Genomic DNA, 13,702 nt, shown 5'->3' on the forward strand with positions numbered 1-13,702 from the left:
GGAAACGCGGTAGATGGTTTCAGTGTAGCTGGGCGTGTCTGCCGGCATAAACAAAAACCCCGGCATTCGCCGGGGTTTCAGTCATCACTCGTCGAGGAACGAGCGCAGGTGTTCGCTGCGGGTCGGGTGGCGCAACTTGCGCAGCGCCTTGGCCTCGATCTGACGGATACGCTCACGGGTGACATCGAACTGCTTGCCGACTTCCTCGAGGGTGTGGTCGGTGTTCATGTCGATGCCGAAGCGCATGCGCAGGACCTTGGCTTCGCGGGCGGTGAGCCCGGCCAGGACTTCGCGAGTGGCTTCCTTGAGGCTTTCCACGGTAGCTACCTCGATCGGCGACTGCATGGTGGAGTCCTCGATGAAGTCGCCCAGGTGCGAGTCTTCGTCGTCGCCGATCGGCGTCTCCATGGAGATCGGCTCTTTGGCGATCTTCAGGACCTTGCGGATCTTGTCCTCGGGCATCTCCATGCGCTCGCCAAGCTCTTCCGGAGTCGGCTCGCGGCCCATCTCCTGCAGCATCTGGCGGGAGATGCGGTTGAGCTTGTTGATCGTCTCGATCATGTGCACCGGGATACGGATGGTGCGCGCCTGGTCGGCGATCGAGCGAGTGATGGCCTGACGGATCCACCAGGTGGCGTAGGTCGAGAACTTGTAGCCGCGACGGTATTCGAACTTGTCCACCGCCTTCATCAGGCCGATGTTGCCTTCCTGGATCAGGTCGAGGAACTGCAGGCCGCGGTTGGTGTACTTCTTGGCGATGGAGATCACCAGGCGCAGGTTGGCCTCGACCATCTCTTTCTTCGCCCGGCGAGCTTTCGCTTCGCCGATGGACATGCGGCGGTTGATGTCCTTGATCTCGGCGATCACCAGGCCGGCGTCGGCCTCGATGGCAACCATCTTCTCCTGGCAGCGCTGGATATCGGCCTGCAGGTTGCCGATTGCTTCGGCGTACTTGGCCTTGCCCTTGGCCAGGCCGGCGGCCCAGTCGGTGGCGACTTCGTTGCCAGGGAACAGCTTGAGGAAATCGGCACGCGGCATGCGGGCGTCACGCACGCACAGCTGCATGATGGCGCGTTCCTGGCTGCGGACCTGGTCCAGCGAACCACGTACGCGCTCGACCAGGGCGTCGAACTGCTTGGGCACCAGCTTGATCGGCATGAACAGCTCGGCCAGGAGCGCCTGCTCCTTCTCCGCCTGCTTGCTGCCACGGCCGTGCTTCTTCAGAGCCTTGCGGGTCTTCTCCAGCTGCTCGGCAACGGCGCCGAAACGACGGGCGGCTTCTTCCGGGTCCGGACCACCATCGCCTTCGTCGTCGGAATCGCTGTCGCCTTCTTCTTCCTCGTCTTCGTCGTCCTTTGCCTCGGCAGTGGCTTCCTTCAGCTCGGGCTCGACTTCCTCGGCCGGCAGGTTGCCGTCATCCGGGTCGATGTAGCCGCTGAGCACGTCGGAGAGACGGCCGCCTTCGGTGGTGACGCGCTGGTATTCGGCGAGGATGCTGTCGACGGTGCCCGGGAACAGGGAGATGGCGCCCATGACTTCACGGATGCCTTCCTCGATGCGCTTGGCGATCTCGATCTCGCCTTCGCGAGTCAGCAGCTCCACGGTGCCCATTTCGCGCATGTACATGCGCACCGGGTCGGTGGTGCGGCCGATGTCGGTCTCTACCGCGGCCAGCGCTGCGGCGGCTTCTTCAGCGGCGGCTTCGTCGGTGTCGGCTTCGGCCAGCAACAGGGCATCCGCATCCGGGGCGCTCTCGAATACGTTGATCCCCATGTCGTTGATCATGCGGATGATGTCTTCCACCTGTTCCGGATCGGAAATATCCTCCGGCAGGTGGTCGTTGACCTCCGCGTAAGTCAGGTAACCCTGCTCACGACCACGGCTGATCAACTCTTTCAAACGAGACTGCTGTTGCGCTTTTCCGGACATAGCACCCTATCCACTGAAGGTCTTGGCGGGCTGAAAATAAGCTGAGCATTATAGCCGAGCATTGACCTCACGCGCCAGCTGAGGTCGGGGAGACGGGAGATGCACTGCGGCTGAGCAGGTCGCGCAGCTGCTCTTTTTCCTCTGCGCTTAGTTCACTTTGACGGGCCTTGCGGAGCAGTTGTTCCAGGCTGCGCTCACGTTGGCGGCCTACAAGGCTAGTTATAGTGTCGAAAAACTGTTGTTCAAGGTTGTCCGCCGAAATCAGCCACTCCTTTTCCGCCAGGGCGCGCAGCAGACGGCCCTGTTCGGTGCCGTGCCAGCGGGCGATCAGCTGCAGCGAACGCAGCTTGGGGCTTTTCTGCAGGGTGCCGACCAGGGCTACCAGCAGCTGGGCATAGGTATCGTCTTCGTGGGCGAAGTGGCTGACATCCTCGACCTTCTGGGCCAGCTGCGGATGGTGCAGCAGGGTGCGCAGGGCGGTCAGGGTCGGCGTCTCCACGTGCACCGGTTTGCGCGGTGGGGCGTTGTCGCGCGAGCCTTTCTTCCAGTCGCCACCCTTTTTCCATTCGCCGTCCTTCTTCCAGGTCTTGCCCTCGCCTTTCTGCCAGGGCTTCTTCTGCTCGTAGGCCTCAGCCGGTGGCTCGATATGGTTGGCGTAGTCGGCGATGTCGCCATATTCCGGCTGGGCGTCGTAGTAATTTCCGTAGTCCGCCGGCGGCTCGTGGCTGCTGGCAGCTGTCGCAGGGGCGGGCGGCGCGCTCTGGGCGACCTGGCTGAGCATCTCGCCGGAGAGGCCGGTGATCTCGGAGAGGCGCTGGCGCATCAGGGCGCGCAGGTGGTTGCCGGGGATCTTGTCGATCAGCGGTGCGGCCAGGGTGACCAGGTGCGCCTTGCCTTCCAGTGAGCGCGGATCGGCTTCCTCGGACAGCTGCTGGAAGAAGTAGTCGGCCAGCGGTTGGGCGTGCTGGTTGATGCGCGCGCGGAAGGCGTCAGCACCTTCGCTGCGTACCAGGGTGTCCGGGTCTTCGCCCTCGGGCAGGAACAGGAAGCGCGCGCGGCGGCCGTCCTGCAGGTTCGGCAGGGTGGCTTCCAGGGCGCGCCAGGCGGCCTTGCGTCCGGCACCGTCGCCGTCGAAGCAGAACAGCACGCTGGGCACCAGGCGGAACAGGCGCTTGAGATGCTCCTCGCTGGTCGCCGTGCCGAGGGTCGCCACCGCGTTGCGCAGGCCTTGCTGGGCCAGGGCGATGACGTCCATGTAGCCCTCGACCACCATGACCTCGTCGAGGTCGCGATTGCTCTTGCGCGCCTCGTACAGGCCATAGAGTTCCTGGCCCTTGTGGAATACCGGGGTCTCCGGGGAGTTCAGGTATTTCGGCTTGTCGTCGCCGAGTACGCGGCCGCCGAAGGCGATGATGCGCCCTCGGCTGTCGCGGATGGGGAACATCACCCGATCGCGGAAGCGGTCGTAGCGCTTGCCGCTCTCGGCGTTCTCGATCAGCAGGCCGGCGTCGATCATCGCCTTCTGCTGCAGGCTGTCGCCGCCCAGGTGCTTGAGCAGGTTGTCCCAGCCTGGCGGGGCGAAGCCGAGGCCGAAGTCGCGGGCGATCTCGCCGGTCAGGCCGCGGCCCTTGAGGTATTCCACCGCCGACTTGCGTGTCGGATGGCTCTTCAGGGCCTGGCGGTAGTAGTCGGCGGCGGCGGTGAGTAGCGGGTAGAGCGGCGAATCGGTGGGCTGGCGCGGCGTGCGGCCGCGACCGCCTTCCTCGCGCGGGATATCCATGCCGGCGCGTTTGGCAAGATCCTCGACGGCCTGGAGGAAGTCCAGGCTGTCGTGGTCCATGACGAAGCCGAGGGCGTTGCCGCCGGCGCCGCAGCCGAAGCAGTAGTAGAATTGCTTGTCCGGGCTGACGCTGAAGGAAGGGGTCTTCTCCTTGTGGAACGGGCAGCAGGCCGTGTAATTCTTGCCGGTCTTCTTCAGCTGGATGCGCGAGCTCACCACCTCGACAATGTCGGTGCGGTTGAGCAGGTCATCGATGAAAGATTGCGGAATCAGGCCGGCCATGGAGTCGTCAGCGTGCGGTTGCCGAAGGCGGGAGCATAAACGAAAAAAACTCCGGTCATTCGCCGGTCGGCGAAGCGGAGTCGATGGAGCTTGAGGCGAGCTGCAGCCTGAAAATGCAAAGCCCGGCATAAGCCGGGCATTGCGGAAGCCTTAGCGGTGCGACTGATAACTCAGTACAGGCGCTCGCGGCGACGCTGCTCGCGCTGCACTTTCTTGGCATGGCGCTTAACAGCGGCAGCGGCTTTGCGCTTACGCTCGGTGGTGGGCTTCTCGTAGAACTCGCGGCTACGAACTTCGGCCAGAACACCGGCCTTCTCGCAGGAGCGCTTGAAACGACGCAGAGCTACGTCGAAGGGTTCGTTCTCTTTAACTTTGACGGCTGGCATCCAGGTCGTACCTTCACTGTTTTACCGAATGGACGACGCGATCCGGCTAGGGCACGGGAATACGTCGGTTTTCAAGGGTTGCGGATATTAACGCCTCGCGCTGTGGAATGCAAAGCCTCTGATCGAAAAGCGCTGGCCGGTGCCGGGTGCGGCGATTATCATGCGCGCCTCCTTATTTAGCCCAGTTTTTTGAAGGTTCGAACCCATGCTAGTGCTGGGACTGGAAACCTCCTGCGACGAGACCGGCGTCGCCCTCTACGACAGCGAGCGCGGCCTGCTGGCCGATGCGCTGTTCAGCCAGATCGACCTGCATCGCGTCTACGGTGGCGTGGTGCCGGAGCTGGCCTCGCGTGACCACGTCAAACGCATGCTGCCGCTGATTCGCCAGGTGCTGGGCGAGGCAGGCGTCAAGGCCACGCAGATCGAGGCCATCGCCTATACCTCCGGCCCCGGTCTGGTCGGGGCGCTGCTGGTGGGCGCCTCCTGTGCCCAGGCCCTGGCGTTCGCCTGGGGCATTCCGGCGGTGGGTGTGCACCATATGGAAGGTCATCTGCTGGCGCCGATGCTGGAAGAGCAGCCTCCGGCCTTTCCGTTCGTCGCCTTGCTCGTCTCCGGTGGCCATACCCAGCTGGTGCGAGTCGACGGCATAGGTCGCTATCAGCTGCTCGGCGAATCGGTGGACGATGCCGCCGGCGAGGCCTTCGACAAGACCGCCAAGTTGATGGGGCTGAATTATCCGGGCGGTCCGGAAATCGCCCGCCTGGCGGAAAGCGGCACGCCGGGGCGTTTCACCTTCCCGCGGCCGATGACCGACCGGCCCGGCCTGGACTTCAGCTTCAGTGGCCTGAAGACCTTCACCCTCAACACCTGGCAGCAGTGCCGCGACGCCGGCGATGCCAGCGAGCAGACCCGCGCCGATGTGTCTCTGGCGTTCCAGGAGGCGGTGGTCGATACGCTGACCATCAAGTGCAAGCGCGCGCTCAAGCAGACCGGGCTGAACAGCCTGGTGATCGCCGGCGGCGTGAGTGCCAACCAGGCCCTGCGCAAGTCCCTGGAAAACATGCTGGCCGGACTCAAGGGCAAGGTGTTCTACGCCCGCCCGCGCTTCTGCACCGACAATGGCGCGATGATCGCCTACGCCGGCTGCCAGCGCCTGCTGGCCGGCCAGCACGAGGGACCGGAGATCAAGGTGCAGGCACGCTGGCCGATGGAGCAGCTGCCGGCCATATGAGCCGATAAATTAGCAAGAGTCTGCTTCGGTGCTGGCGAGCTAGAGCGGAACAAGGCAAAAGTCGCCGGCGAAGCGCAGTTTACGTGGGTAAATGAGCATTTCGAGACGCCGCGTCCCGGGCGGCTTTTAACGCAGTTCAGCCGTCGCGCAGCCAGTACCGGAGCGGGCTCTTAGAAATGCCGTTCGCGTCCGGCCATGAGGTCGCGTAGATTGCCGCGATGGCGCCAGACGATCAGCCCGGTCAGCACGCACATCGGCAGCAGCGCCGCCGGTTGCTGCCAGGCCAGCAGGGGCAGGGTCAGCGGCGTGGCGATCAGCGAGGCCAGCGAGCTGGTGCGGGTGAGATAGAAGGTCAGCGCCCAGGCGGCGAGGGCCAGCAGGGCGGCCGGCGGATATAGACCGAGCAGCATGCCGGCGGCGGTGGCGACACCCTTGCCGCCCTGGAAGCGGAAGTACAGCGGGTAGAGGTGGCCGACCACGGCGGCCAGGCCGATCCAGGCCTGTTGCTGGATGTCGAGGCCGAGCAGGTAGGCGACCAGTACCGGCAGCAGGCCCTTGAGCAGATCGCCGAGCAGGGTCAGCACGGCCAGTTTCTTGCCGGCCACTCGCAGCATGTTGGTGGCGCCGGGGTTGCCCGAGCCGCTGGCGCGCGGGTCCGGCCCGCCGCTCAGGTGGCTGAGCAGGATGGCGAAGGACAGCGAGCCGAGCAGATAGGCGAGCAGTGCCAGCAGCCAGAGCATGGTATCCATTCCGGGGCGAGGGAGCCCCGATTCTAGCGGCGGGACAAGGGTCTTGTCGTGCAGCGGAGACGAGGTTTGGACAAGGTTTTCATCGAAGGTCTGGAAGTCGACACCCTGATCGGGGCCTACGACTGGGAGCGCGGCATTCGCCAATGCCTGCTGCTGGACCTGACGTTCGCCTGGGATATTCGCCCGGCCGCCGCCACCGACGACCTGAGCAAGGCCCTCGACTACGCCGCGGTTCACCAGCATGTGCAGGTGTTCGCCGCTACCGCCCAGTTCGAACTGGTGGAGACCTTCGCCGAGCGCCTGGCCGAGAGCCTATTGGCGCAGTTCGGCGCGCCCTGGCTGCGCCTCAAGGTGACCAAGCCCGGCGCCAATCCGGCCGCCCGGGCGGTGGGCGTGGAAATCGAGCGTAGCCGCGCATGACTCAAGTCTTTCTGGGGCTCGGCAGCAACATCGATCGCGAGCGCCTGCTCACGGCCGGGCTCGATGCCCTGAGCGAGCTGCTCGGCGAGCTGCGCTGCTCGCCGGTGTTCGAGAGTCGTCCGGTGGGGATCAAGAGCGGCAACTTCTACAACCTGGTGGTCAGCGCGAACACCGACTTGCCGCTGCACGAGCTGGATCGCCGGCTCAAGTTCATCGAGGCCGACAACGGCCGCTATGCGCCCGAGCGCAAGGGCCTGCCGTTGGACATCGACGTGCTGCTGTACGACGGCCTGGCGGGCAACTTCGACGGCCTGATATTGCCGCGGGCGGAGATCCTGAAGAACGCCTTCGTGCTCTGGCCGCTGGCCCTGCTGGCACCGCAGGAGATTCATCCGGGTACCGGCCGATCCTTCTCCGAGCTGTGGCGCGAGGCGCAGATCGACCAGCAGCTATGGCCGGTGTCTTTCCGGTGGCGCGGCGCCGAGCTGACCCCGACCGCGTTGATTCAGGCCAATCCCGCGCCGATTTAAGCGCCGGCTCCGGCCTTGTAGGCCTTGAGCGCCTTCAGGCGTTCGCCCTTGAGCGCCTCGCCCAGCTCCGCACCCTTGAACCCTCGTTCCACCAGCGGCTGCACCGCCACCGCGCGGGCGGCCTGCATGGCGCCGCGCAGGTAGGCGGATTGCGGATAGTCGCGCTGCTCCAGGCCCAGGCGGCCGCGGGCGTCCATCTCGCAGGCGGCGAGGAACTCCTCGAAGCGTTGCGGCCGGCGATACACATCGAAGCTCTGCAGCAGTTCCAGCAGGGTAGTGGCGCGCAGCTCCAGGGCGCGGTGGCCGTGGGTGTGATATTCGCCGACCAGCAGGGCCAGCTCGGCGCAGTCCTTGGGCACCTTGCAGCGCCGGTTCACCGCGTCGATCAGCTTGAGCCCGCGATGCTCGTGGGCGATATGTCGCGGCCATTCCTCTGGCGGCGTACTGCCCTTACCCAGGTCATGCAGCAGGCAGGCCCAGCGCACGGTCAGCGGCTGTTCGTGCTGGGCGCATTGCTGCAGCACCATCAGGCAGTGCACGCCGGTATCCACTTCCGGGTGATGCGCCTCCGGCTGCGGCACGCCGAACAGCGCGTCGACCTCCAGCAGCAGCTCGGCCAGGGCGCCGCAGTCGCGCAGCACCTGGATGAACACGTCCGGCCGCGGCTCCATCAATGCGCGGGAGATTTCCTTCCAGCTGCGCTCGGGCGTCAGCGTCTTGAGCTCACCGGATTCGGCCAGCTGGCGCATCAGCGCCAGGGTCTCGTCGGCCACGCGAAAGCCCAGTGGCGCATAGCGAGCGGCGAAGCGCGCGACGCGCAGCACCCGCAGCGGGTCTTCGGCGAAGGCCGGGGAGACGTGGCGCAGCAGGCGATCTTCGAGATCCTGCAGGCCGCCGTAGGGGTCGATCACCTGGCCGTCATCGTCCTCGGCCATGGCATTGATGGTCAGGTCGCGGCGGGTCAGGTCTTCTTCGAGGGTGACGTCCGGGCTGGCGTGGAAGGTGAAACCGCCATAGCCCTGGCCGGATTTGCGCTCGGTGCGGGCGAGGGCGTACTCCTCGCCGGTCTGTGGGTGGAGGAACACCGGAAAGTCGGCACCCACAGGGCGAAAGCCCTGGGCCTGCATGGCCTCGGCGGTGGCGCCCACCACCACCCAGTCGATGTCGCTGACGTCGCGGCCGAGCAGGCGGTCGCGCACGGCGCCGCCAACCTTGTAGATCTGCATGTCGATTCCTCCGTTGCGGCGGAGGATAAGCGAAAGCGCCGGCTGGCGCTTCCTCGTCTCCTGCGCTCAAAGGAGTCAGATGGGCGGGATCACCAGGTCCAGGCGCGGGTATTCGTTGTCGTCGCTCGATTCGCCCCTGGGGGGAACGTGCTGCACGCCGACCACCTGATCGCCGCGCATGCTCTCCAGGTGGATGTCGAAGCCCCACAGGCGGTGCAGGTGCTTGAGCACCTCCTGGGTGGAGTCGCCCAGGGGTTTGCGGTCGTGTTGCTGGTGGCGCAGGGTCAGCGAGCGGTCGCCGCGACGGTCGACGCTGAAGATCTGCACATTGGGCTCGCGGTTGCCCAGGTTGTACTGGGCGGCGAGGGTCTCGCGGATCTGCCGGTAGCCTGGCTCGTCGTGGATGGCCGGGATCAGCAGGTCTTCCTGCTGGTCGTCGTCGAGCACGCTGAACAGCTTGAGGTCGCGGATCACCTTGGGCGAGAGGAACTGCAGGATGAAGCTCTCGTCCTTGAAGTTGGCCATGGCGAACTTGAGGGTGGACAGCCAGTCGCTGCCGGCGATGTCCGGGAACCAGCGTTTGTCCTCCTCGGTGGGCTTTTCGCAGATGCGGCGGATGTCGCAGTAGATGGCGAAGCCTAGGGTGTAGGGGTTGATGCCGCTGTAGTAGGGGCTGTCGAAGCCGGGCTGGTAGATCACCCCGGTGTGCGACTGCAGGAACTCCATCATGAAGCCTTCGGTGACCAGGCCCTCGTCGTACAGGTCGTTCATCAGGGTGTAGTGCCAGAAGGTGGCCCAGCCCTCGTTCATCACCTGGGTCTGGCGCTGCGGGTAGAAGTACTGGGCGATCTTGCGCACGATGCGCACCACCTCGCGCTGCCAGGGCTCCAGCAGCGGCGCATGCTTCTCGAGGAAGTACAGGATGTTCTCCTGCGGCTCATCCGGCCAGCGCTTGCTGTCGTGGTCGTGGCCCTTGCGCGAGCTCTTGGGAATGGTGCGCCAGAGGTCGTTGATCTGCTTCTGCAGGTGCTCTTCGCGGTCCTTCTGCCGGCGCCGTTCTTCTTCGGCGGAGATCGGGTAGGGGCGCTTGTAGCGGTCCACGCCGTAGTTCATCAGGGCGTGGCAGGAGTCGAGCAGTTCCTCCACCGCGTCGATGCCGTGGCGCTCCTCGCACTGCATGATGTACTGCTTGGCGAACACCAGATAATCGATGATCGAGCTGGCGTCGGTCCAGGTGCGGAACAGGTAGTTGCCCTTGAAGAAGCTGTTGTGGCCGTAGCAGGCGTGGGCGATCACCAGTGTCTGCATGCACATGGTGTTCTCTTCCATCAGATAGGCGATGCACGGATCGGAATTGATCACGATCTCGTAGGCCAGGCCCATCTGCCCGCGCGAGTAGCCCTTCTCGGTGGCCAAGAAGTGCTTGCCGTAGGACCAGTGGTGGTAGCCCAGCGGCATGCCGACGGAGGCGTAGGCATCCATCATCTGCTCGGCGGTGATCACCTCGATCTGGTTGGGGTAGGTGTCCAGCGCATAGCGCTCGGCGATGCGCGCGATCTCGCGGTCGTAGGCGCGGATCAGCTCGAAGGTCCATTCCGAGCCGGTGGACAGCGGCTGGCGTCTTTTCTCGGCTGCGCTCATGGGGCGGCCCTCAGGTGACCATGCGGCGCTGGAACAGCTCGCGGAACACCGGGTAGATGTCTGCGGCGGAAACCAGCTGCTGCTGGGCGAACGAATTGGCGAAGGTCTCGCTGACCTGTTCGTACTCGTACCACAGCGCCTGGTGTTCGCGCGGGGTGATCTCGACGTAGGTGAAGTACTGCATGAACGGCATGATCTGGTTGATCAGGATGTCGCGGCACACTGGCGAGTCGTCGTTCCAGTTGTCCCCATCCGAAGCCTGGGCGCCGTAGATGTTCCACTCGTTGGTCGGGTAGCGCTCGACCATGATTTCCTGCATCAGCTTGAGGGCGCTGGATACGATGGTGCCGCCGGTTTCCCGTGAATAGAAGAATTCCTCCTCATCCACCTCTTTCGCGCTGGTGTGATGGCGGATGAACACCACTTCGATGCGCTCGTAGTTCCGCTTGAGGAACAGGTACAGGAGGATGAAGAAGCGCTTGGCGATGTCCTTGGTGGCCTGGGTCATGGAGCCGGACACGTCCATCAGGCAGAACATCACTGCCTTGGAGCTGGGGTTGGGCTGCTTGACCAGCAGGTTGTACTTGAGGTCGAAGGTGTCGAGGAAGGGGATGCGGTGGATGCGCGCGCTGAGGCGCTCGATCTCCGCCTCGATTTCCTGGATGTCGCCGAAGTTGTCCGGCTCCTCGCGCCTGAGGCGCTCCAGCTCGACCTTGGCCTCGCGCAGCTTGCCGCGGCTGGAGCCGGACAGGGCGATGCGCCGGGCATGGGCCGAGCGCAGGGTGCGGACGATATTGATGCGCGAGGGATTGCCCTCGTTGCTGATGCCGGCGCGCACCGTCTTGAAGGTGTCGGTGCCGGTCAGGTGGCGCTTGATCAGGTTGGGCAGCTCCAGGTCCTCGAACATGAAATCGAGGAATTCCTCCTGGGTGATCTGGAACACGAACTCGTCCATGCCTTCGCCGGAGTTGCTCACCTTGCCCGGCCCGCGTCCACCCCCTCCGCCGGAGGGACGCGGCACATGGTCGCCGGCGCTGAACTCCTTGTTGCCCGGGTGCACGACGTTCTGCCGACCGCCGCGACCGTGGTGCAGCACCGGCTCGTCGATGTCGCGGCCGGGAATGCTGATCTGCTCGCCGTGCTCCATGTCGGTGATGGAGCGCCGGCTGACCGCCTCCTCGACGGCCTTCTTGATGTGTTCACGGTAACGCCGCAGGAAGCGCTGGCGGTTCACCGTGCTCTTGTTCTTGCCGTTCAGGCGCCGGTCGATCACGTAGCTCATGACGTCTCCTTAGCGCGTGCTCCCAGGGGCGCACGGCAGTCGGCGCCGCCTGGGGCGGCGCGCCGACGGCGGGTTACTGCGACTTGCGAACCCGCAGGTACCACTCGGACAGCAGGCGTACCTGCTTCTCGGTGTAGCCACGTTCGACCATACGAGTGACAAAGTCGTTGTGCTTCTGTTGGTCCTCCTTGCTGGCCTTGGCATTGAAACTGATGACCGGCAGCAGATCCTCGGTGTTGGAGAACATCTTCTTCTCGATCACCACGCGCAGCTTCTCGTAGCTGAGCCAGGTGGGGTTCTTGCCGTTGTTGTTGGCACGGGCGCGCAGCACGAAATTGACGATCTCGTTGCGGAAGTCCTTCGGGTTGCTGATGCCGGCCGGTTTCTCGATCTTCTCCAGTTCCTCGTTGAGGGCCACGCGGTTGAGGATCTCGCCGGTCTCTGGGTCGCGGTATTCCTGATCCTGGATCCAGAAGTCGGCGTACAGAACATAGCGGTCGAAGATGTTCTGGCCGTACTCGCTGTAGGACTCCAGGTAGGCGGTCTGGATCTCCTTGCCGATGAACTCGATATAGCGCGGCGCCAGGTATTCCTTGATGTAGCGCAGGTACCTCTCCCGTGTTTCGGCGGGGAACTGTTCCTGCTCGATCTGCTGCTCCAGCACATAGAGCAGGTGTACCGGGTTGGCGGCGATCTCGTGCGGGTCGAAGTTGAAGACCTTGGACAGGATCTTGAAGGCGAAGCGGGTCGACAGCCCGGCCATGCCCTCGTCGACGCCGGCAGAATCGCGGTATTCCTGGATCGACTTGGCCTTGGGGTCGGTGTCCTTGAGGTTCTCGCCGTCGTAGACGCGCATCTTCGAGTAGATGTTGGAGTTCTCCGGCTCCTTCAGGCGCGACAGTACGGAGAACTGGGCGAGCATCTTCAGGGTGTCCGGCGCGCAGTGGGCGTTGGCCAGCGAGCTGTTGATCAGCAGCTTGTCGTATATGTGTACCTCGTCGGTGACGCGCAGGCAGTAAGGCACCTTGACGATGTAGATGCGGTCGATGAACGCCTCGTTATTCTTGTTGTTGCGGAAGCTGTGCCACTCGGACTCGTTGGAGTGGGCCAAGATGATGCCGCTGTAGGGCAGCCCGCCCAGGCCCTCGGTGCTGTTGTAGTTGCCCTCCTGGGTGGCGGTCAGCAGCGGATGCAGCACCTTGATCGGCGCCTTGAACATCTCGACGAACTCCATCAGGCCCTGGTTGGCCCGGCACAGGGCGCCCGAGTAGCTGTAGGCGTCGGCGTCGTTCTGCGGGAATTCCTCCAGCTTGCGGATATCCACCTTGCCCACCAGGGCGGAGATGTCCTGGTTGTTCTCGTCACCCGGCTCGGTCTTGGCAATGGCTATCTGGTTGAGGATCGAGGGGTGCAGCTTGACCACGCGGAACTTGCTGATGTCGCCGCCGAATTCGTTGAGGCGCTTGCTGGCCCAGGGCGAGATCACGGTGCGCAGGTAGCGCTGCGGGATGCCATATTCCTCTTCGAGGATCTTGCCGTCCTCGTCCGGGTTGAACAGGCCGAGCGGCGACTCGAACACCGGCGAGCCCTTGATGGCGTAGAAGGGGATGTGCTCCATCAGCTGCTTGAGCTTCTCGGCCAGCGAGGACTTGCCGCCGCCTACCGGGCCCAGCAGGTAGAGGATCTGCTTCTTCTCCTCCAGGCCCTGAGCGGCATGGCGGAAGTAGGAGACGATCTGGTCGATGCACTCTTCCATGCCGTGGAAGTCGGCGAAGGCCGGGTAACGGCGGATCACCTTATTGGAGAAGATCCGCGACAGCCGCGGGTCGACCGAGGTGTCCAGTAGCTCGGGCGAGCCAATCGCCATCAGCATGCGTTCGGCAGCGGTGGCATAGGCGCTGCGGTCCGTTTTGCACAGCTCCAGATATTCCTGCAGGGAATATTCTTCCTGCCGAGTCGCCTCGAATCGTTGCTGGAAGTGGCTGAATATACTCATGACTGCACCTCACTCGCTTGCGTGGAGCCGGGGCGGGTCATTCGGGCGGGTGCGCGGGAGGACGGCTGCTCAGCCGTTGGAAAATCCCCCTGACACCATAAAGACGCTACCGATGGCCCGGAACCGGTTTGCCGGCTCTCCCTTCTGGATGGCCTCGCCCTAAGAGTAGTTCGGTTTCGGCGGCGTCAAGCGCGGCAAGAGGGTGACAAGGTGTTGCCGTTCGTCGGCAGGCAGCGGCTGGCGCGGCTTT

Annotated in this window: 11 protein-coding genes; 3 read left to right on the forward strand and 8 right to left on the reverse strand. The window is 64.3% G+C overall.

From position 1 onward, the window contains the following. Nucleotides 1–84: 84 nt before the first annotated feature. From rpoD to rpsU, 3 genes are all read right to left on the reverse strand, one after another. Complete coding sequence (gene rpoD, locus OH686_RS14610) at nucleotides 85–1,929, reverse strand: RNA polymerase sigma factor RpoD (protein ID WP_137974804.1); 1,845 nt, start codon at nucleotides 1,927–1,929, stop codon at nucleotides 85–87. Between the two features lie 67 nt (nucleotides 1,930–1,996). Continuing rightward, on the reverse strand, nucleotides 1,997–3,991 hold the full coding sequence (gene dnaG, locus OH686_RS14615) for a DNA primase (protein ID WP_289533526.1): 1,995 nt from the start codon (nucleotides 3,989–3,991) through the stop codon (nucleotides 1,997–1,999). A gap of 170 nt (nucleotides 3,992–4,161) precedes the next feature. Then, nucleotides 4,162–4,377, reverse strand: a complete 216-nt coding sequence (gene rpsU / locus OH686_RS14620; RefSeq protein ID WP_021702507.1) for a 30S ribosomal protein S21 — start codon at nucleotides 4,375–4,377, stop codon at nucleotides 4,162–4,164. 205 nt (nucleotides 4,378–4,582) lie between these two features. On the opposite strand from rpsU, the gene tsaD reads away from it, so the two are divergent. Continuing rightward, nucleotides 4,583–5,608, forward strand: coding sequence for a tRNA (adenosine(37)-N6)-threonylcarbamoyltransferase complex transferase subunit TsaD (gene tsaD / locus OH686_RS14625; RefSeq protein WP_289533531.1), 1,026 nt, complete (start codon nucleotides 4,583–4,585; stop codon nucleotides 5,606–5,608). Nucleotides 5,609–5,778: 170 nt separating this feature from the next. Here the strand turns inward: tsaD and plsY are convergent, their stop codons facing one another. Then, entirely contained in the window at nucleotides 5,779–6,348 is a 570-nt protein-coding gene (plsY, locus tag OH686_RS14630; RefSeq protein ID WP_289533533.1) for a glycerol-3-phosphate 1-O-acyltransferase PlsY, read from the reverse strand. Between the two features lie 75 nt (nucleotides 6,349–6,423). On the opposite strand from plsY, the gene folB reads away from it, so the two are divergent. Together folB and folK are read left to right on the forward strand one after the other, a co-directional pair. Further along, nucleotides 6,424–6,777, forward strand: coding sequence for a dihydroneopterin aldolase (gene folB, locus OH686_RS14635; protein WP_289533535.1), 354 nt, complete (start codon nucleotides 6,424–6,426; stop codon nucleotides 6,775–6,777). After that, a complete protein-coding gene (folK, locus tag OH686_RS14640) occupies nucleotides 6,774–7,307 on the forward strand; it encodes a 2-amino-4-hydroxy-6-hydroxymethyldihydropteridine diphosphokinase (RefSeq protein WP_289533537.1) in 534 nt (177 codons plus the stop codon). Before folB ends, folK begins: the two co-directional genes overlap by 4 nt. Here the strand turns inward: folK and OH686_RS14645 are convergent. The 4 genes from OH686_RS14645 to OH686_RS14660 form a co-directional block, all read right to left on the reverse strand. After that, nucleotides 7,304–8,533, reverse strand: coding sequence for a multifunctional CCA addition/repair protein (locus OH686_RS14645; RefSeq protein ID WP_289533538.1), 1,230 nt, complete (start codon nucleotides 8,531–8,533; stop codon nucleotides 7,304–7,306). The genes folK and OH686_RS14645 overlap by 4 nt on opposite strands. A 75-nt stretch (nucleotides 8,534–8,608) precedes the next feature. Then, nucleotides 8,609–10,174 carry a SpoVR family protein gene (locus OH686_RS14650; RefSeq protein WP_137974811.1) on the reverse strand — a complete coding sequence of 522 codons (1,566 nt, stop codon included), beginning with the start codon at nucleotides 10,172–10,174 and terminating at the stop codon, nucleotides 8,609–8,611. A 10-nt stretch (nucleotides 10,175–10,184) separates the two neighbouring features. Next, nucleotides 10,185–11,456 carry a YeaH/YhbH family protein gene (locus OH686_RS14655; RefSeq protein ID WP_289533540.1) on the reverse strand — a complete coding sequence of 424 codons (1,272 nt, stop codon included), beginning with the start codon at nucleotides 11,454–11,456 and terminating at the stop codon, nucleotides 10,185–10,187. Between the two features lie 73 nt (nucleotides 11,457–11,529). Then, on the reverse strand, nucleotides 11,530–13,452 hold the full coding sequence (locus OH686_RS14660) for a PrkA family serine protein kinase (protein ID WP_289533541.1): 1,923 nt from the start codon (nucleotides 13,450–13,452) through the stop codon (nucleotides 11,530–11,532). Nucleotides 13,453–13,702: the final 250 nt, after the last annotated feature.

The sequence above is a fragment of the Pseudomonas sp. SO81 genome (assembly GCF_030374125.1).
GTDB lineage: Bacteria > Pseudomonadota > Gammaproteobacteria > Pseudomonadales > Pseudomonadaceae > Aquipseudomonas.

Excerpts from the sequence above, each read along its gene's own strand:
- rpoD (WP_137974804.1), bottom strand. The coding sequence starts at position 1,929 with ATGTCCGGAAAAGCGCAACAGCAGTCTCGTTTGAAAGAGTTGATCAGC.
- OH686_RS14645 (WP_289533538.1), bottom strand. The coding sequence starts at position 8,533 with ATGCAGATCTACAAGGTTGGCGGCGCCGTGCGCGACCGCCTGCTCGGC.
- OH686_RS14650 (WP_137974811.1), bottom strand. The coding sequence starts at position 10,174 with ATGAGCGCAGCCGAGAAAAGACGCCAGCCGCTGTCCACCGGCTCGGAA.
- plsY (WP_289533533.1), bottom strand. The coding sequence starts at position 6,348 with ATGCTCTGGCTGCTGGCACTGCTCGCCTATCTGCTCGGCTCGCTGTCC.
- OH686_RS14660 (WP_289533541.1), bottom strand. The coding sequence starts at position 13,452 with ATGAGTATATTCAGCCACTTCCAGCAACGATTCGAGGCGACTCGGCAG.
- rpsU (WP_021702507.1), bottom strand. The coding sequence starts at position 4,377 with ATGCCAGCCGTCAAAGTTAAAGAGAACGAACCCTTCGACGTAGCTCTG.
- OH686_RS14655 (WP_289533540.1), bottom strand. The coding sequence starts at position 11,456 with ATGAGCTACGTGATCGACCGGCGCCTGAACGGCAAGAACAAGAGCACG.
- dnaG (WP_289533526.1), bottom strand. The coding sequence starts at position 3,991 with ATGGCCGGCCTGATTCCGCAATCTTTCATCGATGACCTGCTCAACCGC.
- tsaD (WP_289533531.1), top strand. The coding sequence starts at position 4,583 with ATGCTAGTGCTGGGACTGGAAACCTCCTGCGACGAGACCGGCGTCGCC.
- folK (WP_289533537.1), top strand. The coding sequence starts at position 6,774 with ATGACTCAAGTCTTTCTGGGGCTCGGCAGCAACATCGATCGCGAGCGC.